At 45.4% G+C, this 25767-nt stretch carries 26 protein-coding genes and 1 pseudogene; 21 read left to right on the top strand and 6 right to left on the bottom strand.

All coding sequences use genetic code 11. The features are described 5' to 3' along the window. Nucleotides 1–14: 14 nt before the first annotated feature. On the bottom strand, nt 15–659 hold the full coding sequence (gene trhA / locus QVP35_RS04205) for a PAQR family membrane homeostasis protein TrhA (protein WP_022260823.1): 645 nt from the start codon (nt 657–659) through the stop codon (nt 15–17). Nucleotides 660–873: 214 nt separating this feature from the next. Here trhA and QVP35_RS04200 point away from each other — a divergent pair, with 214 nt between their 5' ends. The 7 genes from QVP35_RS04200 (at nt 874) to QVP35_RS04170 (ending at nt 7656) form a co-directional block, all read left to right on the top strand. After that, nucleotides 874–1233: a DUF134 domain-containing protein gene (locus QVP35_RS04200; RefSeq protein WP_022260822.1), complete on the top strand. Its 360-nt coding sequence runs from the start codon at nt 874–876 to the stop codon at nt 1231–1233. Beyond that, nucleotides 1230–1619, top strand: coding sequence for a NifB/NifX family molybdenum-iron cluster-binding protein (locus QVP35_RS04195; protein ID WP_009289969.1), 390 nt, complete (start codon nt 1230–1232; stop codon nt 1617–1619). Before QVP35_RS04200 ends, QVP35_RS04195 begins: the two co-directional genes overlap by 4 nt. A 143-nt stretch (nt 1620–1762) precedes the next feature. Continuing rightward, nucleotides 1763–3349 (top strand): DEAD/DEAH box helicase, encoded by a 1587-nt coding sequence (locus tag QVP35_RS04190; protein ID WP_009289968.1) that lies wholly within the window; start codon nt 1763–1765, stop codon nt 3347–3349. Nucleotides 3350–3854: 505 nt separating this feature from the next. Then, entirely contained in the window at nt 3855–5777 is a 1923-nt protein-coding gene (locus QVP35_RS04185; protein WP_225103767.1) for a hypothetical protein, read from the top strand. A 59-nt stretch (nt 5778–5836) separates the two neighbouring features. Beyond that, nucleotides 5837–6505, top strand: a complete 669-nt coding sequence (locus tag QVP35_RS04180; RefSeq protein WP_009289966.1) for an InlB B-repeat-containing protein — start codon at nt 5837–5839, stop codon at nt 6503–6505. Between the two features lie 91 nt (nt 6506–6596). Then, nucleotides 6597–7004, top strand: a complete 408-nt coding sequence (locus tag QVP35_RS04175) for a Fur family transcriptional regulator (protein WP_009289965.1) — start codon at nt 6597–6599, stop codon at nt 7002–7004. A gap of 109 nt (nt 7005–7113) precedes the next feature. Continuing rightward, on the top strand, nt 7114–7656 hold the full coding sequence (locus QVP35_RS04170; RefSeq protein WP_006568456.1) for an NADH peroxidase: 543 nt from the start codon (nt 7114–7116) through the stop codon (nt 7654–7656). Between the two features lie 59 nt (nt 7657–7715). On the opposite strand, the gene QVP35_RS04165 is transcribed toward QVP35_RS04170, so the two are convergent. The 4 genes from QVP35_RS04165 to QVP35_RS04150 are packed head-to-tail and all read right to left on the bottom strand — an operon-like array spanning nt 7716 to nt 11865. Then, entirely contained in the window at nt 7716–8603 is an 888-nt protein-coding gene (locus QVP35_RS04165) for a DUF4340 domain-containing protein (RefSeq protein ID WP_009289964.1), read from the bottom strand. Between the two features lie 10 nt (nt 8604–8613). Further along, nucleotides 8614–10026 carry a GldG family protein gene (locus tag QVP35_RS04160; RefSeq protein WP_009289963.1) on the bottom strand — a complete coding sequence of 471 codons (1413 nt, stop codon included), beginning with the start codon at nt 10024–10026 and terminating at the stop codon, nt 8614–8616. Nucleotides 10027–10037: 11 nt separating this feature from the next. Then, on the bottom strand, nt 10038–10904 hold the full coding sequence (locus tag QVP35_RS04155; protein ID WP_039930478.1) for an ABC transporter permease: 867 nt from the start codon (nt 10902–10904) through the stop codon (nt 10038–10040). Then, nucleotides 10888–11865, bottom strand: a complete 978-nt coding sequence (locus QVP35_RS04150) for an ABC transporter ATP-binding protein (protein ID WP_009289961.1) — start codon at nt 11863–11865, stop codon at nt 10888–10890. Before QVP35_RS04150 ends, QVP35_RS04155 begins: the two co-directional genes overlap by 17 nt. 192 nt (nt 11866–12057) lie before the next feature. Between QVP35_RS04150 and QVP35_RS04145 the strand changes: the two genes are divergently transcribed. The 10 genes and pseudogenes from QVP35_RS04145 (at nt 12058) to QVP35_RS04100 (ending at nt 21760) form a co-directional block, all read left to right on the top strand. Then, nucleotides 12058–13317 carry a zinc-binding dehydrogenase gene (locus tag QVP35_RS04145; protein WP_009289960.1) on the top strand — a complete coding sequence of 420 codons (1260 nt, stop codon included), beginning with the start codon at nt 12058–12060 and terminating at the stop codon, nt 13315–13317. Between the two features lie 155 nt (nt 13318–13472). After that, nucleotides 13473–13706, top strand: coding sequence for an acyl carrier protein (gene acpP, locus QVP35_RS04140; protein WP_009289959.1), 234 nt, complete (start codon nt 13473–13475; stop codon nt 13704–13706). Nucleotides 13707–13807: 101 nt separating this feature from the next. Further along, nucleotides 13808–14734 (top strand): ACP S-malonyltransferase, encoded by a 927-nt coding sequence (gene fabD / locus QVP35_RS04135; protein WP_009289958.1) that lies wholly within the window; start codon nt 13808–13810, stop codon nt 14732–14734. Further along, a complete protein-coding gene (gene fabG / locus QVP35_RS04130) occupies nt 14728–15468 on the top strand; it encodes a 3-oxoacyl-[acyl-carrier-protein] reductase (protein ID WP_009289957.1) in 741 nt (246 codons plus the stop codon). The genes fabD and fabG overlap by 7 nt, the downstream gene beginning before the upstream one ends. Before the next feature lie 11 nt (nt 15469–15479). Next, nucleotides 15480–16724 (top strand): beta-ketoacyl-ACP synthase II, encoded by a 1245-nt coding sequence (fabF, locus tag QVP35_RS04125; protein WP_006568465.1) that lies wholly within the window; start codon nt 15480–15482, stop codon nt 16722–16724. A 12-nt stretch (nt 16725–16736) separates the two neighbouring features. Beyond that, nucleotides 16737–17183 carry an acetyl-CoA carboxylase biotin carboxyl carrier protein gene (gene accB, locus QVP35_RS04120; RefSeq protein ID WP_009289956.1) on the top strand — a complete coding sequence of 149 codons (447 nt, stop codon included), beginning with the start codon at nt 16737–16739 and terminating at the stop codon, nt 17181–17183. Between the two features lie 14 nt (nt 17184–17197). Beyond that, nucleotides 17198–17620: a 3-hydroxyacyl-ACP dehydratase FabZ gene (gene fabZ, locus QVP35_RS04115; RefSeq protein WP_006568467.1), complete on the top strand. Its 423-nt coding sequence runs from the start codon at nt 17198–17200 to the stop codon at nt 17618–17620. 13 nt (nt 17621–17633) lie between these two features. Next, nucleotides 17634–19016: an acetyl-CoA carboxylase biotin carboxylase subunit gene (locus QVP35_RS04110; RefSeq protein ID WP_009289955.1), complete on the top strand. Its 1383-nt coding sequence runs from the start codon at nt 17634–17636 to the stop codon at nt 19014–19016. After that, a pseudogene (locus QVP35_RS16540) lies at nt 19010–20675 on the top strand (acetyl-CoA carboxylase carboxyltransferase subunit alpha). The gene QVP35_RS04110 and the pseudogene QVP35_RS16540 overlap by 7 nt, the downstream one beginning before the upstream one ends. A gap of 23 nt (nt 20676–20698) precedes the next feature. Beyond that, on the top strand, nt 20699–21760 hold the full coding sequence (locus tag QVP35_RS04100; protein ID WP_009289954.1) for an NAD(P)H-dependent flavin oxidoreductase: 1062 nt from the start codon (nt 20699–20701) through the stop codon (nt 21758–21760). A gap of 75 nt (nt 21761–21835) precedes the next feature. Here the strand turns inward: QVP35_RS04100 and QVP35_RS04095 are convergent, their stop codons facing one another. After that, nucleotides 21836–22597, bottom strand: a complete 762-nt coding sequence (locus QVP35_RS04095; protein WP_006568472.1) for a DeoR/GlpR family DNA-binding transcription regulator — start codon at nt 22595–22597, stop codon at nt 21836–21838. A gap of 216 nt (nt 22598–22813) precedes the next feature. On the opposite strand from QVP35_RS04095, the gene hxlB reads away from it, so the two are divergent. Genes hxlB through dhaL form a run of 4 tightly spaced genes read left to right on the top strand, consistent with a single transcriptional unit; the run spans nt 22814 to nt 25752 of the window. Continuing rightward, entirely contained in the window at nt 22814–23377 is a 564-nt protein-coding gene (gene hxlB, locus QVP35_RS04090) for a 6-phospho-3-hexuloisomerase (protein ID WP_006568473.1), read from the top strand. 43 nt (nt 23378–23420) lie between these two features. After that, a complete protein-coding gene (locus QVP35_RS04085; protein ID WP_009289951.1) occupies nt 23421–24416 on the top strand; it encodes a dihydroxyacetone kinase subunit DhaK in 996 nt (331 codons plus the stop codon). 40 nt (nt 24417–24456) lie between these two features. Then, nucleotides 24457–25083 (top strand): 3-hexulose-6-phosphate synthase, encoded by a 627-nt coding sequence (gene hxlA / locus QVP35_RS04080; RefSeq protein WP_009289950.1) that lies wholly within the window; start codon nt 24457–24459, stop codon nt 25081–25083. A 27-nt stretch (nt 25084–25110) separates the two neighbouring features. Then, the gene (dhaL, locus tag QVP35_RS04075; protein ID WP_009289949.1) at nt 25111–25752 is read left to right on the top strand and encodes a dihydroxyacetone kinase subunit DhaL; all 642 of its coding nucleotides are present in this window, start codon (nt 25111–25113) and stop codon (nt 25750–25752) included. Nucleotides 25753–25767: the final 15 nt, after the last annotated feature.

Genomic DNA, 25767 nt, shown 5'->3' with positions numbered 1-25767 from the left:
CTTTAAATATAATGTTAAATAAAAAACATCATGATCAAATGGCAGGCGCTTCCTCCCATGACGAACAGATGGAATATTTCATGAAGTCCGAAATTCTTCCAGTGGTTTTCAAACCAGGAAAGCTTTAGGGCGTAGATGATGCCGCCTACGGTATAGATGATACCGCCGGCCAAAAGCAGCCCGAAGCATACGGCAGACAATTTCTTAAATAACGGGGCAATGGCGATAACGCAAAACCAGCCCATGGCGATGTACATGACAGATGACACCCATTTAGGGCAAGTCACCCAGAACATTTTAAAAACAATACCTAAAATAGCAATGATCCAAATGGCAGTCAGCAGCCCGTAGCCCACTTTGCCGCCCAGTACAATGGTACAGATCGGTGTATAGGAACCTGCTATCAGGATAAAGATCATGGCATGATCGAGTTTTTTCAAAACCTTCATCACATGTTCAGAAGAATAAACGGAGTGGTAGGTTGTGCTGGCTCCGTACAGGCCGATCATACTCAGTACAAAGATTGTCAGTGAGGCGATACGAATATAATCGTGAGTCTGAACACTGCTGACAATCAAGGGTATACCGGCCACAACGGACAGAACCATGCCAATAAAATGAGTGATTGCACTTCCGGGATCTTTCAGTCTAAAATTCATAGTGTATATACCTCCGATAAAAACTTGAGTCATTCATATATTATATGTAGTAATGAAAACTATATTCAGTGTATTTATATACTACTACTACAACGAAGCCATTTCAAGGACTTTTCTTATATTTATAAAAAGTTAAGATATTATTTGACATATGTCAGAAATATGGTATGATAATAAATGACATATGTCAGTAATTTACCAAAGGAGAAAACGGATGCCGAGACCCAGAAAATGCAGAAGAGTCTGTGCCATGCCTGAGAATCAGGGCTTTGAGCCGCTGGGAAAACAGGGAAAATGCTGCGGTAACAAAATTGTTAAGATGAGTATTGATGAATACGAAACTATTCGGCTCATTGATTGGGAAAAACTCACTCAGGTGCAGTGCGCAGAGCAGATGGGAATTGCCAGGACTACGGTCACAGGCATTTACGATTCTGCCAGAACAAAGCTGGCGGACGCTCTCATTCACGGGAAAATGTTAATGATTCAGGGCGGGGATTATACACTCTGTTCCGGAGATAAAGAAAATTGCAGCAGACGCTGCTGTAAAAAAGAAAAGGAGAAAGAAAGATGAAGATAGCAGTAACTTATGAAAACGGAGATATTTTTCAGCATTTCGGACACACAGAGCAGTTTAAAATTTATGAGACAGCCGACGGAGAAGTGTTAAACAGTGTAGTCGTATCCACTATGGGAAGCGGGCACGGTGCTTTGGCAGGATTTTTACAGGAACACGGGGCAGACACCCTGATCTGCGGCGGAATCGGCGCAGGGGCGCAGGAAGCTTTAAAGGAAGCAGGAATCACTCTGTACGGAGGAGTTTCCGGAAGCGCGGATCAGGCTGTTGAAGATCTGCTTAATAATGAACTCTCTTATGACGAAAATGTCATGTGCAGCCATCACGGTGAAGACCATCATCATGAAGGGAACTGCGGGGAACACGGCTGCGGCCGTCACTAATTGTCGAGAGACAGGCGCATTGTCTTCTTGACGCAGAACATGAAAATGTGTTATAGTTGATAACGTTGTTGCTCTGGATTGTCAGCATGCCTGACAACCCGGAGCATTATTTTTGATTGAATGAGAAAGATACAGAGGAATTTATGGACGCAGTAAGATTTGATGAGTTGAATATTAATGATAAAATATTAAAAGCAGTGAAAGAGATGGGCTTTGAGGCTGCATCTCCAATCCAGGGGGCGGCAATCCCGGTGGTGCTTGAGGGAAGAGACATTGTTGGTCAGGCACAGACAGGAACCGGAAAGACCGCTGCATTTGGAATACCGCTTTTGGAAAAGATGGATACAAAGGTGAAAAGGCCTCAGGCGATGATTTTATGTCCCACAAGAGAACTGGCGATCCAGGTGGCAGATGAGATCCGTAAATTAGCCAAATTTATGCATGGAGCCAAAGTACTTCCGATCTATGGGGGACAGAACATTACGAATCAGATTCGGTCCCTGAAAACAGGAGCCAATATTATAGTAGGAACACCGGGCCGTATCATGGATCATATGCGCCGTCATACTCTAAAATTAGAGGATTTGAAAATGGTTGTCCTGGATGAGGCCGACGAGATGCTGAACATGGGATTCAGAGAAGATATCGAGAGTATTTTAAAAGAAGTACCGGAAGAAAGGCAGACTTTATTGTTCTCTGCCACGATGCCGAAGGCGATTCTGGACATTACGAAAAAATATCAGAAGGATTCCAAGCTGATCAAGGTAGTGCGCAAGGAACTGACAGTACCGAATATCGAGCAGTATTACTATGAGGTGAGGCCGAAACAGAAGGTCGAAGTGCTCTGCCGTCTGCTGGATATGCATTCTCCGAAGCTTTCCATCGTATTCTGCAATACAAAACGTATGGTAGACGAAGTGACAGGAGAACTGAAAGGCCGGGGGTACTTTGCAGAGGGGATCCACGGAGACCTGAAGCAGAGCCAGAGAGACCGTGTCATGAAAAGCTTCCGAGGCGGACGTGTGGATATCCTTGTGGCAACCGATGTGGCTGCGAGAGGAATCGATGTAGATGATGTAGATGCAGTCTTCAATTACGATCTCCCTCAGGATGATGAGTTTTATGTGCACCGGATCGGGCGTACCGGACGCGCAGGCAGGACTGGGAATGCATTTACTTTCGTGGCAGGAAAAGAAATTTATAAGCTGAGAGACGTACAGCGCTACTGTAAAACAAAGATCAAGGCAAGACCGATTCCGAGTTTAAATGATGTTCAGGCTACCAGAGCAGAAAAGAGTCTGGAGGAGATCACAGGACTGATTGAAGAAAACAATCTGGATAAATATGTAGATATGCTGGATGAATTCATCAATGAGACTGACTTCACAGCATTAGAGATCGCAGCGGCATTTCTGAAAAAGCAGATTTCAGAGAATGAGGAGCAGGAAGCCAATCAAGGTGAAGACTTTGGCGATACCGGAGCTGAAGCGGGAATGGTAAGACTCTTTATTAACATAGGAAAGAAAAAAGGAGTGCGCCCTGGAGATATCCTCGGAGCGATAGCGGGAGAATCCAGCATCTCCGGCGACCTGGTAGGTGCCATTGATGTGCATGATCAATATACGTTTGTAGAAGTGCCGAAAGAGGTTGCAAAAGACGTTATGTACGGAATGAGACACGCAAAGATCAAGGGGAAGAGTGTCAGCATGGAGCCGGCAAACAGGAAATAAAAGTTTATCACTATCTGCAGGTTCCGACTATCTATTATAAACAAATAAAGATTGGAGGCTGCTTGCAGCCAATAAAGAATGAAAGAGGCTGAAAAGTCTCTTTTTTTCTAACTTTTTTTGTTCTATGTCGTTCTTATAACGAAAAAGTTTACATAAAAAGCCGATTTAAAGATTGAAGAAAGGACGGAGAATGTAATGAAAAAAACATGGTTAAAGCGTTTAATAGCAGTTTCATTGGCATTTATAGCTGCCGGCACTGGGACCGAAACTATGCTGTACGCACAAGGAAATTCTGTAAATTCGGGGGGGGGCATTTCAGGTTCAGGAAATAATTCCTGAGAAAAAAACTGAAAAGACGGATCGACCAGAAGCAGCAGAAATAAAAGGGGCAGTTCAGACAAAGAGTTCAGAGAAGACAACAGAAAAGATTAGAGAGAGGGATAATTTAACAAAAAGGATAACTCGATCAAAAAAATTGGCAAAAAACGGACAGACATTCTTAGATGTGAGTAAGGGAGATATTAGAATCACGAAGGATGGGGCCATAGGGGGAGGCCTTTTAGAAAATGAAACGAAGCTGAATCCTAAAGGATATTGGATTACTGGCACTACCTCGTTAAATAACATTGAAGTATCTGAAGGTGTTACAACAAACATTACTTTGGACAATGTGAATATTACTATAGGAAAGGTAGATACTACTACATCAAAATGGGATTGTATTAATGTCTCTCATGCAAATGTAACCATTACACTAATCGGTTCCAGTAATTTGATATGCAATACTGGCAGGTCAGAAGATATGGTTGGGGACAATACAGGAAATGCAATTACCAAAGATGGGATGGATGGGTCACTTACAATTCAGTGTGAGAAAGCCGACGATGAAGGGCACAAGTGCGATAATTCCTGTGGATCTTTAGTTGCTAAGGGAAACCCTTCTTTGTGGCATGTGGGGGCTATTGGAAGTTTCCAGAGAAATGTATTGGATGAGAAAAATTGTGGTTTCTCAAATTTGACTATTAAAGGTGGAAATATCGAGGCATCTGCAGGATTGCATACTGCCGGGATTGGAGTTGCCTGCGTATCTTGGAGAATGGGAAAAGGATATGCAAAAAATATTGTGATCAGCGGCGGGAATGTAAAGGCAGTTGGTACGCAGTATGGAGCCGGAATTGGAACGGGATACGGAAGTAAAGTGGACGGTATCTACATTTCAGGAGGACATGTGGATGCGCAGGGAGGTAAATATGCACCTGGAATTGGAGCGGCAAGAGGCTCTCTCACGGATCTAAATAAGTTTGAAAATATGCTGATAAGCGGAGGTGATACGGTAGTCATTGCGGTTGGAGACGAGGACACCAATATGCCTGGAATTGGCTCCGGCGCGGGAAAGGATAAAGTATCTAACGTGGCTGTTGTACCTGACTTTGGTTACCAGGGATATATCCAAGATGGTATTTCTCTAATGGACTACATATTTGTAGATGGTATCCCTTTAAAGGACAAGACAGCTATCAACGTGGATAAATTTTGTACAAAAGTGTATTTTGGGCCATTACGGGATACCAATGAAATTGAAAAAGATACAAAGGAACAGATTGGTGCTAATCATGTAATTACCAAGTCTGGCGGGAAAGCATTTACTGAAGATCAGCTGAAAACTATTACTATGGTGACCGGAAAAAAAGAAAATGGAAGTGACTTTTTAGAAGAGGAGATGTCTTTCGAAGATAAAAACCAGATTATTTTACTAAACGAAGCAAAGACGGAGGGAAAGATCGGCGAATTCCCCCTGACGTTTAGCACACCAAACGGGACCAAAACTACGGTAATGGTCTATTTGAAAGCAAATGGGACCGATGTGGCAGAAATGGATTCAAAACAATTACAGCCTACTATTGGAGCCAATGATTTTGAGAGGGACAGCGGAGGGAAAGCGTTTTCAGAAGATGATGTTAGAAGTTTTTCATCAGTCCAGGGCAAAGATGCGGATGGAGTGACCCATCAGATTGGGGACTTCAAAGTAAATGAAAAAGAACTTGAATCTATTAATAAGGTAAAGATTTCGGGTAAAGGGGGAAGTTTTAAGCTTACTTTTACATCACCGGATGAAGAAAAGGCAGTAATTACCGTAACGTTATATGGTGAATATGACAGAATAAATGAAAACCCAGATAACAAAGAAGTAATCAAAGCTAATCATATAATCAGCAGGGCTGGCGGTATAAAATTTACAGAAAAGCAGCTTAAAGAAATCAGCGGAGTGAGAGCTTTATCATCAGATGATTATGCGATAGATACAGAACTAATTTTTCTGCCGGATAGAAAAGAAATTGAGAATATCAATGATGCGAAGACATCTGGAAAAATAGGAGAATATCCGTTGACATTTTCTACCCCCCCAACGGAACCAGAGTCACAGTAATCGTATATTTAAACGAGGAGGGCTTTGACAGTGGTGACTGGAAAAAAGGAGATCCAAGCTTGGGAGCGGATAACCTGCTTTATCCAACTGGTGGTACAGGATTTACGAAAGATGAGATTATAGTACTTTGCAAGGCAAAAGCAAAAAATAAATATGGAGATAATATTGTACCGGAAATCAATGACGAGCAGCTTCAACAAATTAATGTGCATAAACAGAATGGGTATACCGGGTCATTTAAATTATTTTTTTCAATAGAAGATGATATAAAAGCCGAAATAATCGTTACACTGACAGGCAAGCACGAAGTGTCTTATGATACAAAAGGAGGGATAGATACACCTAAATCTCAAAAAGTGGATGGCGGAAATACAGCAGCAGAACCAAGGGAACCGAAAAAGCCAGGTTATGTATTTATAGGCTGGTATTACACAAATGAACAAGGACTGGAACAGAAATGGGACTTTGATACACCTGTACATTCAGATATAACCCTGATAGCAAAATGGGAAAAGGAGACGGAAAAAAATAAAAAATCTGAATCCGAATCAAATCAGCAGAAAAATGGAAAATACAAAAAAGCAGATAACAAAGGCCATTCGGATAATAAGTATCAGAAATGGAAGTATAAAGAAGTCAGCAGACAAAGCAGTAGGTTTGTACCCAAAACTGGAGATTCTGTGAATGTGACAAATGTTATAGCGCTCTTTGTGTGTTGCTTCATTTAAAATTTTTTTGTGTTTGAATCCTCTTGACAATATATATACGGTATTCTATACTAAAAACAGTAACAATTATTATTATGAGAGGAGGACGCCTATGCAGCCTGCGACGAAAAGGAGCAAGCAGAGGGATGCGATCATTAACTTTTTGATGACGAGAAAAGATCATCCGACTGCGGATACCATTTATGTAAATATCAAAGAAGAGTTTCCGAACATCAGCTTAGGTACGGTTTACCGCAATCTGGCACTGTTGTCAAGCCGCGGTGATATCTTAAAACTGAGCTATGACGGCGGGGCAGACAGATACGATGCCAATGTTGGTCCGCACTATCATTTTATATGCAAAGAGTGCGGGGAAGTCATCGATCTTGAGATGGACCCGATCGACCATGTGAATGCGATCGCAAGCGCCCAATTTAAAGGTCGTGTAGACGAAAATGTCACTTACTTCCGCGGAGTATGTGAAAAATGTTTAAAAAAAGATATTGACAATACAAAATAGCGGTGTTATGATTAGATCAACAAGAAAACAGTAACAGTTACTGATATCTATACTGGATTTCTTGAATACAGCAAAAACAGTAAAATAAATTAAAAGGAGATGTATAAGTATGAAGAAATGGGTTTGTACAGTATGCGGTTATGTTCACGAGGGAGATACTCCACCAGAAAAATGTCCGACATGCGGAGTTCCGGCAGAAAAGTTTAAAGAGCAGACAGGCGAAAGAGAATGGGCTGCTGAGCATGTAGTCGGAGTGGCACAGGGAGCCAGCGAAGACATCATGGCTGACTTAAGAGCAAACTTTGAAGGTGAATGTTCTGAAGTAGGTATGTACCTTGCAATGAGCCGTGTGGCACACAGAGAAGGATATCCGGAAATCGGATTATACTGGGAAAAAGCTGCACTGGAAGAAGCAGAACATGCAGCTAAATTTGCTGAACTGCTTGGAGAAGTGTTAACAGACAGCACAAAGAAAAACCTTGAGATGAGAGTTGATGCAGAGAATGGAGCAACAGCAGGTAAGTTTGACCTTGCAAAGAGAGCGAAAGCTGCAAACTTAGACGCAATCCATGACACTGTACATGAGATGGCAAGGGATGAAGCCCGCCACGGAAAAGCTTTTGAAGGATTATTAAAAAGATATTTCGGATAGAAAACATATAGAAAAGAGACTGCGCCCGCAGTCTCTTTTTGTATTTGTTAAAACGAAATCTAAGGATTCAGGATATTCTTTACAATATCCGCGTCGCTTAAATAGACCATTTTGGAATCTTTCAGCTTCACATAGTAATTTTCTCCACTCTTATCTTTGGAGCCGATATACAAGGTGAGGGATTTTGATTTCTTTGTTTCTGTATCCTTATAGGTAATATCTACCGTGACACGGGAATCACTGTCCAGACCGTATTTTGCGAGGTCTTTATCTTTGACTGAGTAGTTCTGACAGTCGCCGAACGTGAACACTCCAAGTCCTCCGGCAATGCTGTCCATATCATTTTTTGATTTGGATGTGTAGGTCTTTTTCCTGCTGCCGTTTGTTATGACAACTTTTTTCAGATTCCCGCTGCTCAGTGTGGGGAAGGTATCCGTTTGCATCATATCATTCAGGGAGTAAGATAAGCCTGAAAGAAGATCTGCGGATACAGTATAAACAGTCGATTTGTCATCCAGGGTCAGATAATAGTTGTCTCCGGATGTATTGCCGATATAATAAGTGGTCTGTGTTCCTTTTTTATCCTTCACCCTGATCGTATAGGCGGGCTGTTCCAGCCCATAATCTTTAAGACTGTCGCCGTTTTTTAATTTCCGGACAGCCTCAATTTTTTGAAACTGAGATGCCATGGAGGTGAGATAACTCTGTTCCACAGGAAATTCGCTGTCTTTTTCATAAAACCATGTACCGTTCCTTTTCACAAAAGACAGATTCTGCCCGTTGTTATAGGAAATAGAGGTAAGATCCGACATATTTTTAATGATCAGTTTGTCAGCAGAACTTTTTTGTACAGACTGTTTTTTCTGATACATGCGGAGTCCGGCGTATAGGGCAAGAAGCCCTGCAAAGACCAGAATCAGAATGATCAATGTTTTTTTCTGTCTCATAGAAACCTCCTTACCTTCTTCTTCGGCGGAACCAGACGACAAAGCCTCCGGCAATGACCATGAAAGGAATGACAAAAATGATCAGGATACTGAAGATACCCGGGTGTGCGATGCTGTTATAAGTCACCTGGAGGCTCTTCGGCGAGACGGAAATATTATCTGCACTGTCCAGATTCGCTGTCACAGAATTCATGAACAGCGTAAGGTTTTCCAACGTTGAGAAAGATTCTGTTACCTGTGCGTCAATGAGCATATTGCTTCCGTAGACGGTCAGACGGCTGTCTTTCTTTTTCTTCTTTCCGCCGCTGTCTTTTACGGTGACCGATTCTGTAGATACGGCTCCCAATAGATAGGTTCCCTGTGTCTGTTTCTTCTCTGTGACGGCACATCCGTTTTCTGAAGTGGTCATGAAAGATTCCACGTTGATGGTATCCCGGACAGGATCTGCCTGCGTCATGCCTTTCGAGTTGATCATCAGAACAGAATTTGAGGAGATACCGGAGGCCATATCGCCGCTCACAGATAAGTTCGGTATGAGATAATAATAATTTCCCTGATAGCAGCGCTCTGCGTCGGCAATATATCCATTGGCAACTTTCAGGCCATAGTCTTCCAAAATACCATAGAGTCGTGTCATGCTCTTGTCTGTATAGGCCAGGAGGGACATGACGTTTCCTCCTTTTTTCAGATAAGTGGTCAGAACTTTGGCTTCATCTTTGGTGAGATCACTGGTCGGGCCGTTGAGTATAAGAAGGTCGCAGTCCTCCGGTATGGATGAGGCAGTCAGGAGATTCAGTTCAGTCACAGAGATCCTGGATTTTTCCATCAGGCCTGTGACAGAAGATGACAGGGCAGTTTCACCGTGCCCGGCAGTGTAATAAGCCTTGTATTCTTTTGTGTTTGTCACATAATTAACCGCACTGGTCAGCTGCCCGTCTCCGTCAAACTTTGTGGCGGAAGAAGATGTATTATAATAAGAAGATTCCGTTACTAAAATATCGTCGAAGGAGATCGAAGTCTGCCGGTCCGTTGCTTTGCAGGATACGACGATACTGTTCTTTTCCGTATCATATTTTGTCAGCGCGGAGGGATGCAGGACAGGGTCTATCCATTCCACTTTCAGGTGGCCGGAGAGAGAGGCATACTTAGTGATAAAGGTCTTGATGCGGTCATCGGTGCTGCCTTTTTCTGCGATCACATAAAGGCTGACATCATTCTTCAAATTTTGAAGCAGCTTTTGGCTTGCTGATGAGATCTCATATATATTAGTGTCGCTGATATCGATCTGCCGCACTTTTTGAGGCAGCTGGGCCACAAGAAGATTAAACAGGATCACGATTCCTATGACAACGGCGGTAACAGCTATGCTATATGAGCCTTTCTTGGAATCCTTTGTCTGAAATAATTGTTTTATTTTATCCACTTCCAGTCCTCCTAACTCCATCGTCTTTTCTGAAATGTCTGTACGGTCAAGAAAATAAAAAGAATGATGACGGAGAGATAGTATAAAAGCCCCCCGATATCAAAAATGTAGTTCTGGGCAAAATTATAAAAAACGCCGGTCAGGACGAAATGTTCCAGGATGTCATGAATGAAATTTTCAAATACAGACGATTTTATAAAATATACTGCAATACTTATGACTACACCGGCAGTTTCCACAGTTCCGGCTATGACATGGTTTTTTGTAATATGATAGATCAGCCCTGCCGCCAGTGACAGGATCAGGATGGTGATAATGACGCCGCTGAGCGCGCTGGTCGGAATATAGTTTAAGAGATTGTCAAGCATATACAAAAAAAATAAAACCCCGAAGGTGCTGATCGCCGCAATGACCGGGCTCTCTGTCAGGGAAGACAGAAACATTCCGATGCCGATAAAGACACAGCCCAGCAGATAAAATGCCAGAATCGAAGAATAGTCCACCAGAAGATGGGCGTTTCCCTGAAACTTGATGATCAGAGGAAACAGGCAGTAGATCAGGCATGGAATGGCGAACACTGTGATCATTGCAAAGTATTTGCCTAGGATGATCTTTGTCAGAGATACAGGCGAGGTCAGAAGCAGCTGGTCTGTTTTGTTTTTTCTTTCCTCCGCAAAGCATTTCATGGAAAGAACCGGGACTGTAATCAAAACAGCAAAGATGACGCCGGACAGCGAATAAGAAAAATAGGGATATCCGCTGGTCAGGTTATATACCATAAAATATACGCCGCCGATGACAGTGAGGAATGCCGCAAAGGCACAGCCAGTCATTGAGGTAAAATAGGAGCGGAGTTCCCGTTTATAAATTGCTTTCATCTTTTTCATCCCCTTCCTGTTCCTGAATGTCTGTGTCAGTCAATTCCAGGAAGACGTCTTCAAGAGTCGTCCTGGAAATATAAATCCTGGTGACCGGGATTCCTTCTCTTGCAAAAGCGAGAGAAATTTCCCGGCAGATCTTCTGGCTGTCACCGGAGAATTCCACTGAGATATCGCAGGACTCTCCTGTGTCTCCTTTCCAGCAGATCGTGCGTATGCCGGAGAGAGAATCCAGGACTGACTGTATCCGGGCCGGGTCCGACATAATGGTAAGCTCCACGGTATCTTTTCCGCGGGACATCTCTTCCAGCTGTTTTGGTGTACCCTCGGCTGCCAGGCGCCCTTTGGAAATAATGAGGACATAATCGCAGATCTCCCGGACCTCCGCCAGAATATGAGAGCTGAGGATGATCGTATGGTCTTTGGAGAGCGTGCGAATGAGCTGCCGGATTTCGATAATCTGCTTTGGGTCCAGGCCAACCGTCGGCTCATCCAGAATAATGACATCGGGGAAACCAAGCACTGCAGCCGCGAGACCGGTTCTCTGGCGGTATCCCTTGGAAAGATTGCGGATCAGGCGGCTGGAAACATCGGTAAGCCTGACCAGGCCCAGGACTTCATCTGTCTGTGCTGCCCTGTTCTCCTTGGGGATATCTTTCAATTCAGATACGAAACTCAAATATTCCCGGACGGTCATATCCGGATAGAGGGGCGGAATTTCCGGAAGATATCCCACGGATCTTTTTGCTTTCTCCGGCTCTTTTAAAATATCGAATCCGTTGATCAGGACTTCTCCGCTGTCTGCACCGATATATCCGGTCATGATATTCATCGTGGTGGACTTTCCGGCGCCGTTAGGTCCGAGGAAACCATAGACCCGGCCTTTCTCGATCGTAAATGACAGGTCATCCAAAGCCGGATGACTGTCATAGCTCTTTGTAAGGTGTTTTACTTCAATCAATTTACTGCCTCCTTTTATGTTGTCTCTAAACAGAATAAAAGAGAATGCTAAACAAAATGTGATGAAAGTTTGATTCTTTTGTGTTCTTCTTCTGATCCTCAGTTACAAGTCTTTTTTTTTATCTCCGTTTCTGTTATAATCTTAGAAAATAATTTCCATTTGACCTGCATTGTGTGAAAAGGGGCGGTGACTATGAAGGTAAAAGGCGTCAGACTTTATGGGGTAAAGGACATCAGGATGGAAGAATTTGAACTTCCCGGGATCAAAGAGGACGAGATCCTGCTCAAGATCCTCTGCAATGGAATTGCCATGTCTACTTTAAAAGAGATCACGCTTGCACAGAGGCATCTGAGGGTTCCGAAGAACATACGGAGATATCCGATCTTGATCGGACATGAATTCGCCGGTGTCATTGAACAGGTGGGTGAGAAGTGGAAGGATCAGTACCGTCCGGGGGATAAGTATGTAGTTGTTCCTGAGATACCGGGTCAGATCGAGTCTCCCGGTTATTCCTATGAGTATTTCGGCGGAGCTGCCACTTACTGCATTGTCCCGGGAGAAGTGATTGAAAAGGGGTGTCTGCTTACTTTTGAGGGGGAAAGCTACTATGAGGCGACGGTGGCACAGGCACTGTACAGCATCGTAGGAAGCTTTCACTCCAATTATCACAGTAAACCCGGTTCCCATGACCACATCTCCGGCATTAAAGAAGGCGGCAATACAGTGATCCTCGGAGGATGCGGACCCATGGGGCTGATGGCCATCCGCTATGTCCTGGCTATGGAGAAGAAACCGAAAAGGCTTGTAGTGACGGACATTAACGAAGACCGGATTGCCAAAGCCAGAAGACTGATCCCGGTGCAGGAAGCCCAGCGAAACGGAGTGGAACTTTACTATATAAATCCGTCTATAATGGTAGACCCCGCCTCTGCACTTCTGGCGCTGACCAATGAAAAGGGGTATGACGATGTCTTCGTCTATGCCCCGCCGAAAAATGTGGCGGAGACCGGGAACAGGATCATGGCCATGGACGGCTGCATGAATATCTATGCGGCCACGGCGGACAAGAAGTACAGGGCTGGCATGAACATCTACGGCAGCCATTATCTCAAGACCAAGCTCATCGGCTCATCCGGGGGTCTTAGAAGCGATATGGAGGAAGCCCTTGAACTGCTCCGTGACAAGAAGGTTGATGCGGCTATGAACATTACTCACATCGGCGGCCTTGATGCGGTTGTGGATACTACACTGTATTTAAAGAAGATGCCGGGAGAGAAAAAGATCGTGTACACGCACATCTCTATGCCGCTGACGGCGATTGAGGATTTTCGGAAACTGGGAAAAGAAGATCCTTTATTTGAACAGCTGGCAGATGCATGCGATGAAGCCGGGGGATTCTGGAACAAAAAAGCAGAAGATATTCTGCTGGCCCGGTATTCGGAGGAAGAATAGAGATACAGATTTTTTTACCGTTATTTCCTAATAACTTCCTTGCATATTTGTATGCGAGTTAGTATAATATAGGAGTGAATTTACTTGACAAGTTCGGGTATAAGTAGGTATACTTTGATAATCAAACTATTATGAGGTATGAAGGAGATTAAATTATGTTAGAGAAAATGAAGGAAATCATTGCAGAACAGTTAAGCGTTGATGAAAGTGAAATTGCGTTAGGGACATCTTTCAAAGATGACTTAGGAGCTGACTCCCTGGACTTATTTGAATTAGTTATGGCATTAGAAGAAGAGTACGATGTAGAGATTCCGTCTGACGATCTGACAGAACTGAACACTGTCGAAGATGTAATCAACTACTTAAAGAATAAAGGTGTAGAAGATTAAGATTGACAAAATATTGGCTTATAACTGATGATCTGAGGTTATAAGTCAATTTTTTAGAAACAGATATTTTGAAACTCAAAGTAATTGACGAGGTGATAGCGATGGGTAAAATTGTTTTTATGTTTCCGGGACAGGGAGCACAGTATGTCGGTATGGGACAAGAGTTCTATGACTCTTTTGAACACAGCGCAGAAGTATTTGAAAAAGCAAATGAAGTGTTGGATATTGATGTGAAGGCATTGTGCTTTGAGGAAAATGAAGACATCAACATTACGGAGTATACACAGGCGGCCATGGTGACAGCCAGTGTGGCCATTTTAAGAGAGATCGAAGCCATGGGTATAAAAGCCGATATGACAGCCGGTTTAAGTCTCGGAGAATACTGTGCCCTTGTTGCGGGCGGGGTCATGAACTTTGAGGATGCGGTCAAAGTAGTCCGCCAGAGAGGAATTCTCATGCAGGATACAGTGCCTGCCGGAGAAGGAGCCATGGCGGCTGTTCTCGGCATGAAGAAAGAAGAGATCGAGGCCGTGCTTCCCGGAGTGGACGGAGTTGTCTCCATCGCCAATTACAACTGCCCCGGACAGATTGTGATATCAGGGGAGGCCAAAGCCGTCGAGGCAGCGGCAGATGTCCTTCGCGAGGCAGGGGCCAAAAGAGTTCTTCCGCTGAAAGTCAGCGGGCCGTTTCACTCTCCTATGTTAAAGCCTGCCGGAGAGAAACTGCTTGAGGTCTTAAGAGACGTGGAAGTTCATGATCCCAAGATACCTTATGTGTCAAATACGACTGCAGAATTTGTCACTTCTAAAGACCAGGTGAAAGACCTGCTGGGAAAACAGGTTTATTCTTCTGTCCGTTGGGAACAATCTATACATAAAATGATAGAAGCGGGAGCAGATACTTTTATCGAGATCGGTCCTGGAAGAACTCTGTCCGGATTTATGAGAAAGATCGACCGGAAGATGAAAGTGATTAATATAGAGAAAAAAGAAGATTTGAAAAAACTTGAGGAGGTCTTATCATGTTAGAAGGAAAAGTAGCTGTTGTCACAGGCGCAAGCCGTGGGATTGGCCGTGAAGTGGCACTGACTCTTGCAGGCTATGGGGCGAAAGTCATCGTCAATTACTGCGGGTCCAGAGAAAAAGCCGAAGAAGTGGTCGCTGTGATCAAAGAAAACGGAGGAGAAGCCCAAACATATCAGGGCGATGTCTCCGATTTTAATACTGCAAAGGAAATGATGGCTTCCGTGAAAAAAGAATTCGGTTCCATTGACATTTTGGTCAACAACGCAGGAATTACAAAAGATAACCTGGCTATGAAGATGAGCGAGGATGAGTTCGATCAGGTGATCAATGTCAATCTGAAAGGAACATTCAACTGCATGAAACATGTGGCAAGGATTATGCTGAAACAGAAGTCCGGCCATATCATCAATATGTCTTCCGTTTCCGGCGTGATCGGAAATGCCGGTCAGATGAATTACTGTGCCTCCAAGGCAGGAGTCATCGGCATGACCAAATCACTGGCAAGAGAGCTTGGTTCCAGGGGAATCACGGTCAATGCAGTGGCACCGGGGTACATAGATACGGAGATGACGGAAGTGCTTCCGGAGGACGTGAAAAAGGGAATCATCGATACGATCCCGTTAAAAAAAGTAGGGACTACAAAGGATATCGCAGAGACAGTAGCATTTTTAGCATCTGACAAAGCGTCCTATATTACTGGGCAGACGATCAGTGTAGACGGCGGAATGGGAATGTAAAGGAGAACAGTATGAAGAATTTAAAGAGAGTCGTAGTCACCGGAATGGGTGCGATTACTCCGATCGGAAACAGTGTGGAAGAGTTCTGGGACGGAATTAAACAGCAAAAGACTGGATTTGCTCCAATCAGTCATTTTGATGCCAGTGAATACAAAACTCATCTGGCAGCAGAAGTAAAGGATTTTAAAGCGAAAGATTATATAGACCCGCGTTCTGCAAGGAGAATGGAACTGTTCTCCCAGTACGCCGTGGCTGCGGCCAAAGAGGCTATCGAGGATTCCGGACTGGATCTGGAAAAAGAAGATACAGCGAGGATTGGTGTATCTGTCGGGTCGGGAACAGGAAGTCTGCAGATTGTAGAAAAAAACACCGAAGTCATCCGTACAAAGGGTCCTAACAGAGTCAAGCCTCTGGTGGTTCCGATGATGATCTCCAACATGGCTGCGGGAAATGTTTCCCTTGCGTTTGGGTTAAGGGGCAAGAGCATCAATGTAGTTACTGCATGTGCTACAGGCACGCAGTCTATTGGAGAAGCATTCCGCTCGATCCAGTGCGGCGAGGCAGATGTGATGGTGGCAGGAGGAACGGAAGCCTGCATCACGCCGGTAGCTGTGGCGGGATTTGCCTCTCTGACAGCACTGAGCAGTTCTGAAGATCCAAAACGTGCATCCATTCCGTTTGATAAGGAAAGAGACGGATTTGTTATTGGAGAGGGAGCAGGCGTAGTAGTGCTCGAGACATTGGAGCACGCCAAAGCCAGAGGTGCCAGGATCCTTGCGGAAGTCGTGGGATATGGTGCTACCAGCGATGCTTTCCATATCACATCTCCGGCAGAAGACGGAGAGGGTGCAGCGCGTGCGATGCAGTTTGCCATTGACGAGGCGGAGATTCGTCCCGATGATGTGGACTATATTAACGCCCACGGAACGAGTACACCGGCCAACGACAAGTTTGAGACGAAAGCGATCAAAACAACCTTCGGAGAGCACGCCAAAGACTTGAAGATCAGTTCTACAAAATCTATGATCGGTCACGGACTTGGGGCTGCCGGAGCCATTGAGTTTATCACCTGTGTAAAAACTGTTCTGGAAGACTACATTCATCCGACCGTAGGACTTAAGGTGCCGGATGAGGAATGTGACCTGGATTACACATTAGAGCCGGTCACAGACCGCACGGTCAATTATGCTTTGAGCAATTCACTTGGGTTCGGAGGGCATAATGCAACACTTCTGATCAAAAAGTTTGCGGAATAGGGAGGATAGACTATGAAATTAGAGGAAATGAAAGAACTGATCCAGGCATTATCAGAGTCAGATGTCGATAAGTTTGAATATAAAGATGATGATTTCTCAGTAAAGCTGTCAAAGAAGAAGGAAAGAGTCCTGGCAGCACCGGAATTGGCAGCGCCGCCTGTACCCGCGGCGGCTCCTGCGCCGCAGAACACGCCGGAAGTTCTGCCGGAAGTAAAAGAGGCGGAAGGCAATGCCGTGACAGCTCCTTTGGTCGGGACTTTTTATGCAGCTCCGTCGGAAGGAGCAGAACCGTTCGTGCAGGTAGGTGATACGGTGACAAAGGGACAGATCATTGGAATTGTTGAAGCTATGAAGCTGATGAACGAAGTGGAGAGTGAGTTTGAAGGAACCGTAGTGAGCATCCCGGTTCATAACGGGGATATCGTGGAATACGGGGAACCTCTGGTCATTATCCGGTAGGAAAGGGGAAACATATGCTGAATATTAAAGAAATTATGAATATTATCCCACACAGGAGCCCGTTTCTTCTGGTTGACCGGATTGAGGAAATGGAAGTCGGAAAAAGGGCAGTGGGCAAAAAATGCGTGACATACAATGAACCGTTCTTTGCGGGACATTTTCCGCAGGAGCCGGTGATGCCGGGTGTGCTGATCATCGAGGCACTGGCTCAGGTGGGAGCCGTGTGCTGCCTTTCTGCGGAAGAGAATAAAGGAAAGATTGGATTTTTAGGCGGAGTCAATAAGGCAAAATTCCGCGGAAAAGTCGTACCAGGAGACGTGCTGAATCTGGAAGTAGAGATGATCAAGGTGAAAGGACCGGTAGGCGTCGGCAAGGGAACCGCAACGGTGGACGGAAAGGTCGTCGCGTCCGGCGAAATCACATTCATGATCGGCTAGGAGGAAGCGTCGTATGTTTAAGAAAATTTTAATTGCAAACAGAGGAGAGATCGCGGTGCGCATTATCCGGGCCTGCCGTGAGATGGACATCCTTTCTGTAGCGGTTTGCTCCGAGGCGGATAAAGAGGCTCTGCACGCACAGCTGGCGGACGAGACCGTCTGTATCGGTCCTGCGCCTGCAAAGGACAGCTATCTGGATATGGAAAGGATCATTGGAGCTGCCATGGCGGTAGGAGCGGATGCCATTCATCCGGGATTCGGATTTTTATCGGAGAACAGCAAGTTTGTCCGCATGTGTGAAAAGTGCAACATATCCTTTATCGGGCCTTCCGCAGAAATCATTGACAAGATGGGGGATAAATCTTCTGCCAGAAAGACGATGATGGAAGCGGGTGTTCCGGTTGTGCCGGGGACCAAAGATGCGGTTTATGAAGCTTTGGAGGGCAGGAAGACTGCCGATGAGATGGGATATCCTGTCATGATCAAGGCATCCGCAGGCGGCGGAGGCAAGGGCATGAGGATCTGCGAAGATTCCGCAGAGTTTGAACATATATTTGAAACGGCAAAGCGGGAAGCAGAAAATGCTTTCGGAGACGGCACCATGTATATTGAAAAATATATCCGTGATCCGAGACATATCGAATTTCAGATTCTGGCTGATAAATACGGAAATGTAGTTCATCTGGGTGAGAGGGACTGTTCCATCCAGAGACGTCATCAGAAGCTGATCGAGGAGTCACCGTCACCGGCCATTAACAAAGAACTCAGAGAGAAGATGGGAGCCATTGCAGTCAAAGCGGCAAAAGCGGCCGGATATTACAGCGCAGGCACCATTGAATTCCTGAAGGACCAGGACGGGAATTTCTATTTCATTGAGATGAACACCAGGATTCAGGTAGAACATCCGGTCACGGAATGGGTCACCGGCATAGACTTGATCAGGGAACAGATTCGCATTGCGGCGGGAAGGTATCTGACTTATCAGCAGAAGGATATCCATATCTCCGGACACGCCATCGAGGTAAGGGTAAATGCAGAGGATACGGAACACGATTTCAGGCCGAGTCCGGGAACCGTTACAAACGTACATTTTCCGGGCGGCAAGGGTGTGCGCATTGACTCTGCCCTGTTTACCGGTTATCAGATTCCTCCGTTCTATGATTCGATGGTTGCAAAACTGATCGTATATGACAAAAACCGTGAACTGGCATTGAGGAAGCTCAGAAATGCTCTGGGAGAGCTGGTGCTGGAAGGCATCAGGACGAACATTGATTACCAGTATGACATCATCAATCATCAGGATTTTATTGACGGAAATGTAGATACCGGATTTATTGAAAGGTTCCAGAAGGAACGGGAAGAAGAGACAGAAAGCCAGGGTGAAGCATCATGTTAAAAGAAATGTTTAAGAAAAGAACATTGACACCTCAGGAGAAAAAGCAGGCGGAACGGGTAAAAAAAGCCAAAGATACCCTGCTTGAATACCAGGCGCCGGAAGGGCTGTTCCAAAAATGCAGTGACTGCGGAAAGCCGGTCTATAACGAAGACATTATTGAAAATTATTATATCTGTCCCCACTGTGGAAATTATTTCAGAATACGGCCGAGAACAAGGATCGCCATGGTCCTGGACCGCAATACCTTTGAGGAGTGGGACACCGGACTTGCCACGTCCGATCCGCTGGAGTTTCCGGGCTATTTGAAAAAGCTGGAGCACCAGAAATCTGTGACCAATCTGGAAGAAGCGGTGATCACGGGAAAAGGAAAGATTGGGGGCAGTGAAGCGGCCATTGCAGTCATGAGCGCTGATTTTATGATGGGCAGCATGGGCCAGGTCGTTGGTGAAAAGATCACAAGGGCCATCGAGAGAGCAACTGATCAGAGAATCCCGATCATTATTTTTACATGTTCGGGAGGAGCCAGGATGCAGGAGGGAATCATTTCCCTGATGCAGATGGAAAAGACATCGGCGGCTTTGAGAAGACATGACCAGGCGGGACTTTTGTATATCAGTGTACTGACAGATCCGACGACCGGAGGAGTGACTGCAAGTTTTGCCATGCTGGGAGATGTCATACTGGCGGAACCGGGAGCATTGGTTGGATTTGCAGGGCCGCGAGTCATCGAGCAGACCATCGGACAGAAGCTTCCGGATGGTTTCCAGAGATCTGAATTTCTGCTGGAGCACGGATTTGTGGATAAGATCGTTGAGCGGAAGAACCTGCGGAAAGTGCTTGCCACCATTATAAGGAGTTGTTGTTATGAGTCATAATAATTTAACACCATGGGAGAGAGTCGAGATCTCCAGGTCAGCGGAGCGGCCGACCAGCCTGGACTACATCACAACGATTTTTGACCGTTATATGTCTCTGCACGGAGACCGCTTATTTGGCGATGACGGGGCGATCGTAGGAGGGCTGGCATCCATAGACGGGATTCCGGTCACAGTTGTCGGACAGCAGAAAGGCCGTTCTACAAAAGAAAATATAAAAAGGAACTTCGGAATGCCTTCCCCGGAAGGCTACAGGAAGACTATGCGTCTCATGCGCCAGGCAGAGAAATTTCACCGTCCGGTCATCTGTTTTGTGGATACGCCGGGAGCCTTCTGCGGCATCGAAGCTGAAGAGGGCGGTATCGGTGAGGCGATTGCGAGGAACCTTTATGAGATGTCTTCCCTGAAAGTTCCGATCCTTTCAATTATGATCGGAGAAGGCGGCAGCGGCGGAGCCATCGCCATGGCTGTCGGCAATGAGGTGTGGAGTATGGAAAACTCCACTTACTCAGTCCTTTCCCCGGAAGGGTTTGCAAGTATTTTGTGGAAAGACGGAAGCAGAGCATCCGAGGCTGCAAAAGTAATGAAGATCACAGCGGCAGATTTAAAGGAACTCGGAGTGATCGAGAAGGTTATCAGAGAACCCGAACCTGCAAGCATTGATAATATTATCGAACTTTCAGAGGAGATCAGAGAGATGATTGTTGATTTCCTGAAACGATATAGGAAGAAAACGCCGGAAGAGATTGTAGAAGAGAGATACCAGCGCTTTAGAAAGATGTAAGTGAAAGAAAGACCACGGAGGTAATGGAAGTGAAACCATTAAAGATCGGGGATTTGGTTGCGAAAATCCCTATTATACAGGGGGGAATGGGCGTAGGTGTCAGTTTGAGTTCCCTTGCGGGAGCTGTTGCAAAAGAGGGCGGCATCGGTGTGCTGTCGGCGGCTCAGATCGGATACGACGAGCCGGATTTTGAGAAGGACCCTGAGGGGGCCAACATGCGTGCCATGAAAAAACACATCAGGAAGGCCAGAGAGATTGCGCCCGACGGTATCATCGGCATAAACATTATGGTAGCCACAAGGCTGTATGCCAACTATGTAAAGGAAGCGATTGCAAACGGCATTGACCTGATCATTTCAGGCGCGGGACTTCCGACAGAGCTTCCGGCTCTGGCAAAGGGAAGCAGGACAAAGCTTGTCCCGATCGTATCCCCGAAAAAGTCGGCGCGGGTGATTCTCAAGATGTGGGATAAAAAACATCAGACGGCGCCGGATGCGCTTCTGATCGAGGGGCCGAAGGCCGGAGGTCATCTGGGATTTAAATACGAAGAGCTTGTCAGCGATGAGACTTATGAAAACTATGACGATACGATCCGTGAGATCATAGACATGGTAAAACCATATGAAGAAAAGTATGAAAAAGACATTCCGGTTATCGTGGCGGGAGGAGTTTCTTCCAAAGAAGACATGGAGCACTGTCTTTCTATGGGAGCTTCCGGCGTGCAGATTGCCACTCCGTTTGTCACCACTGAGGAATGTGATGCTGATATCAGGTATAAAGAAGCTTATATTAACTGCAAAAAAGAAGATATCACAATCGTAAAGAGTCCGGTGGGAATGCCGGGGCGGGCCATCAAAAATAAATTTATGGAAATCGTCCAGAGAGAAGGCAGGATCAAGCCGAAGCACTGTTTTAACTGTATGTCTGCCTGCAATCCCGGTGAGACAGTTTACTGCATCACGGAGCGCCTGATCGAGGCTGTCAGAGGAAACATTGATGATGGATTGATCTTCTGCGGGGCTGATGCGTGGAAGTGTCATAAGATCAGCACGGTAAAAGATGTGATTGGAAGCTATATAAAATAAAAGATTAAGCGAACAAAAAATCTCCGCAAAAGGATTCACTGCCTTTTGCAGAGATTTTTTGTTTCAGAGCAGTCTTCACACCAAGACCACATCGGTCATTTCCTGTATATTGCTCAGGACATCTCCGGGAATGTCGTTGTCGATGATCAGATGGTCAATATCATGCCAGCTTGTGTACTGTATGAGGGAAGATGCCTGAGCCTTGGAGCTGTCAGCGATCACTACATTGGTTCTGGCATTGGGTATGATGGCCTGTTTCGTCTGGGCGTCCTGAAAATCGGATACGGCCGGCCCTTTGTGCTGCTCAAAGCCATTGGTGCCGAGGAATGCAATGTCGACCTTAAGAGAATTAATCAGGCTCGTGGCCTGGAATCCTTCGGCTGCCATACTGTTGGGATTCAGCATGCCTCCGGTGAGGATGACCTTGTTGCTGCTGTGTACCAAAGCATATGCGGCTTCCAGGGAAGTGGTCACGATGGTGTAGCCTGACTTTTTGCTGAGCATCCCGGCCAGGCAGAAGATCGTACTTCCGGAGTCCAGGAATATGACATTGCCGTCACCGATAAATTCCATTGCCCGTTCGCAGAGTTTTTCTTTTAATGGAAGCTTTTCCCTCACCCTGGATTCCCATGGAAGCGGCTGCAGTTCATAGACAGAAGTTGCGCCGCCGTGACTTTTTTTTACCGCTCCTATTTCATTTAAATGAAGTAAATCCCGCCGTATCGTTTCCCTGGATACCTGAAACTGCTTGGCCAGCTGGCTGATCTTTACGCTTCCATTGCTGTTTAATAATCTTATAATTTCTTTATGGCGTTCTGCCGCGATTAATTTGCCCATCCTGTGTCTCCTTCGTGAATCAAGCTGTTTTAAGCATAGTTTACTGCATTTTTAAGTGAAAGTCAAATTTATACAGCACAAAATCATGCAAAACTCCAAAAAAAGCAAAATATTATGTTGACATTATTGGATTATGAATCTATAATGAAAGCATAAAGCAACAAAACGCCACAATATAAAAACATATTGCCACATAACAAGAAGAAGGAGAATAGGATGGAAGCAGTCAATTTAAAGATCATCACGGACGAACTTTCAAAGTTTTCAGGAATGGTTAAAGAAGAAGAAATCCAGGGTTTGGCAGATGAAATTAAGAAAGCAAATAAAATCTTTTTGGCAGGAGCAGGGCGTTCCGGGCTGGCAGCCAGAGGATTTACCAACCGTTTGCTGCATATGGGATTTGATGTACACTTTGTGGGAGAGATCTCCTGCCCGCCGATCAAAGAAGGAGATCTGATCATACTCGGATCCGGTTCCGGAACAACACAGAGCCTGATCGTTATGGGAGAAAAAGCAAAGAAGGTAGGGGCAAGGATTGCAACCGTTACTATGTTCCCGACTCATACCATCGGAGAGATGGCAGACGTTATCGTGACAGTTCCCGGCTCTACACCGAAGAAGGCAGAAGGAGAAAAGAACCTGGCAGAGTCCAATCAGCCGATGGGAAATCTGTTCGAGCAGATGAGCTGGCTGACCTATGACAGTATCATCATGAATCTGATGAGCGATCTTGGGCAGACAAGCGAAGAAATGATGGGAAGACATACAAACTTAGAATAAAAATTGTCCAGTTCATTTTGAAACTCAAAGAGGAGGAAAAGAATTGCAGAGATTTGTAAATAATCCGGATTATGTTGTTGAGGATATGCTGAAAGGCTTCTTGAAAGCCCATGATGATCTGATTGTAAAGAATGAAACAAATGACAGGGTAGTTCAGTATAAAAATACGCCGGTAGAAGGTAAAGTAGGTCTGGTAACCGGAGGCGGAAGCGGCCATGAGCCCGCATTCCTTGGTTATGTGGGAGAAAATATGATGGATGCGGTAGCTGTCGGAGAGGTGTTTTCATCTCCGTCTGCCCAGGCATTTTATGATGCATTTATGGCGGCAGACTCAGGAAAAGGTGTCGCATGCCTGTTTGGTAACTACGCCGGGGACAACATGAATGTAAAAATGGCAATCCGCAAAGCAAAAAAACAGGGAGTCACTGTAAAATATGTGACTGCGACAGACGATGTGGCATCTTCCCCGAAAGAGACAAAGGAAAAACGCCATGGAATCGCAGGCGGTGTCTTCATGTGGAAAACTGCGGGAGCGAAGGCTGCCATGGGAGCTGACCTGGATGAAGTGATCGAACTGGCTCAGAAAGCAGTGGACAACACTAGAAGTATCTGTGTGGGACTCAGTCCATGCGCAATACCGGCTGTGGGCCATCCGAACTTTGATATTAAAGAAGGCGATATGGAATTCGGAATCGGACATCACGGAGAACCGGGGATCAACGTTCAGAAACTAAAGCCTGCCAAAAAGATCGCAAAGGATATGGCAAAGGCAGTGATCGATGATCTGGAACCGGAAAACGGTGCTGAAGTGGCAGTGCTCTTATCCGGTCTGGGAGCAACACCGATCATGGAATTATACGTACTCTATGATGAAATTGAAGCGTATCTTAAGGATCAGGGACTTTCTATTTATAAGGTGCTGATCGGAGATTATGTGACATCACTGGATATGAATGGTGCGGCACTTACGGTTATGAAGCTTGATGAAGAGTTAAAAGAGCTTCTGGACTATGATGCCAAAGCGCCGGGTTTAAAATAAGTCATTGACAACATTATTTAGATAGGAAAGGAACCTGATTATGAAATTACAGTTAGCTTTAGACGAAATGCCGTTAGTAGATGCCTTGAGATTTGCAGATAAGGTTGCAGAACACGTTGATATCATTGAAATTGGAACGCCGTTTGTCATGGATGAGGGAATGCGCGGAGTGCGTGAATTCCACCGTTTCTTCCCGGATAAAGAAATTCTTGCAGACTTAAAGATCATGGACGGCGGATACCTGGAAGCAAGCTATGCATATGAAGCCGGTGCAGCTTATGCGACAATCCTTGGAGTATCTGACAATCTGACGATCGAAGGGGCTTTAAAGGCTGCCAGAGATTATGAGAGAAAGCTTGTTGTGGATATGATCTGTGTAGAAGACCTTCCGAACAGAATTGCAAAGATGGAAGAGATCGGAGTCGATATTTTAGCAGTTCACACCGGAGCTGACCAGCAGGCGGCAGGCAGAGAGCCGATCCAGGATCTTCAGGTTATGACTGAGCATGCAAAAAAAGCTCAGATTGCCGTAGCCGGAGGAATCAACAGTAAGACCATCGACAAATATGTGGCATTAAAACCGGAGATCATTATTGTAGGATCAGCAATCGGTCATGCGGATGATCCGGTAGCGGAAGCAAAAGCAATCAAAGACGCAATGCTGTAAAATACATAAGTAGTGAGGTAAAGTACTATGGCTAGTTTTAAAAATGCAGATGCAGGTATTATTGTAGACCAGCTGATCAAGACCATTCAGGAGCAGAGAGATTATCTGAGCGAAATTGATGGGAAGATCGGCGACGGTGATCATGGTATTAACATGAACAAAGGGTTTACGATGTGCGAAGATAAACTCAAGGGAAAGACTTATAACCTGAGTGAAGGTTTATCGATCCTTGGGGAGACTCTTCTCGACGATATCGGCGGGTCCATGGGACCGCTGTACGGTATGCTGTTTGATGAGATGGCAATGGCCTGTGAAGACGCTGAGGAGATTGACGCCGAGGTGTTTGGCGAAATGGTTACCAACGCTGTGGAAGGCCTGCAGGAGATCAGTCCTGCGAAGGTGGGTGATAAATCTCTGATCGATACATTGGTTCCGGCCAAGGAAGCTTTTATCGCAGCAAAAGAAGAAGGCAAAGAGTTTGCGCAGTGCCTGGAGGCAATGAATGAGGCTGCCGAAAAAGGGTGGCAGTCTACAAAAGATCTCGTGGCAAAGATCGGACGGGCAAGCCGTCTGGGAGAACGGTCCAGAGGAGTTCTGGATGCAGGAGCCACAAGCTGTTATTTCATTGTGACGGGTATCGGCAAAGCGGCAATCGGGCTGCTCAAATAAATCTGTCTGAGATAC

Origin of the sequence: Anaerostipes sp. CAG:276, from assembly GCF_000432215.1 — a bacterium.
GTDB lineage: Bacteria > Bacillota > Clostridia > Lachnospirales > Lachnospiraceae > Anaerostipes > Anaerostipes caccae.
This window is presented reverse-complemented; position numbering and strand designations above follow the sequence as displayed.

Bases quoted from the DNA above. Each gene is read 5' to 3' on its own strand.
- trhA (WP_022260823.1), bottom strand. From the start codon at position 659: ATGAATTTTAGACTGAAAGATCCCGGAAGTGCAATCACTCATTTTATT.
- QVP35_RS04200 (WP_022260822.1), top strand. From the start codon at position 874: ATGCCGAGACCCAGAAAATGCAGAAGAGTCTGTGCCATGCCTGAGAAT.
- QVP35_RS04195 (WP_009289969.1), top strand. From the start codon at position 1,230: ATGAAGATAGCAGTAACTTATGAAAACGGAGATATTTTTCAGCATTTC.
- QVP35_RS04190 (WP_009289968.1), top strand. From the start codon at position 1,763: ATGGACGCAGTAAGATTTGATGAGTTGAATATTAATGATAAAATATTA.
- QVP35_RS04175 (WP_009289965.1), top strand. From the start codon at position 6,597: ATGCAGCCTGCGACGAAAAGGAGCAAGCAGAGGGATGCGATCATTAAC.
- QVP35_RS04170 (WP_006568456.1), top strand. From the start codon at position 7,114: ATGAAGAAATGGGTTTGTACAGTATGCGGTTATGTTCACGAGGGAGAT.
- QVP35_RS04165 (WP_009289964.1), bottom strand. From the start codon at position 8,603: ATGAGACAGAAAAAAACATTGATCATTCTGATTCTGGTCTTTGCAGGG.
- QVP35_RS04155 (WP_039930478.1), bottom strand. From the start codon at position 10,904: ATGAAAGCAATTTATAAACGGGAACTCCGCTCCTATTTTACCTCAATG.
- QVP35_RS04145 (WP_009289960.1), top strand. From the start codon at position 12,058: ATGAAGGTAAAAGGCGTCAGACTTTATGGGGTAAAGGACATCAGGATG.
- acpP (WP_009289959.1), top strand. From the start codon at position 13,473: ATGTTAGAGAAAATGAAGGAAATCATTGCAGAACAGTTAAGCGTTGAT.
- fabD (WP_009289958.1), top strand. From the start codon at position 13,808: ATGGGTAAAATTGTTTTTATGTTTCCGGGACAGGGAGCACAGTATGTC.
- fabG (WP_009289957.1), top strand. From the start codon at position 14,728: ATGTTAGAAGGAAAAGTAGCTGTTGTCACAGGCGCAAGCCGTGGGATT.
- fabF (WP_006568465.1), top strand. From the start codon at position 15,480: ATGAAGAATTTAAAGAGAGTCGTAGTCACCGGAATGGGTGCGATTACT.
- accB (WP_009289956.1), top strand. From the start codon at position 16,737: ATGAAATTAGAGGAAATGAAAGAACTGATCCAGGCATTATCAGAGTCA.
- fabZ (WP_006568467.1), top strand. From the start codon at position 17,198: ATGCTGAATATTAAAGAAATTATGAATATTATCCCACACAGGAGCCCG.
- QVP35_RS04110 (WP_009289955.1), top strand. From the start codon at position 17,634: ATGTTTAAGAAAATTTTAATTGCAAACAGAGGAGAGATCGCGGTGCGC.
- QVP35_RS04100 (WP_009289954.1), top strand. From the start codon at position 20,699: ATGGAAGTGAAACCATTAAAGATCGGGGATTTGGTTGCGAAAATCCCT.
- QVP35_RS04095 (WP_006568472.1), bottom strand. From the start codon at position 22,597: ATGGGCAAATTAATCGCGGCAGAACGCCATAAAGAAATTATAAGATTA.
- hxlB (WP_006568473.1), top strand. From the start codon at position 22,814: ATGGAAGCAGTCAATTTAAAGATCATCACGGACGAACTTTCAAAGTTT.
- hxlA (WP_009289950.1), top strand. From the start codon at position 24,457: ATGAAATTACAGTTAGCTTTAGACGAAATGCCGTTAGTAGATGCCTTG.
- dhaL (WP_009289949.1), top strand. From the start codon at position 25,111: ATGGCTAGTTTTAAAAATGCAGATGCAGGTATTATTGTAGACCAGCTG.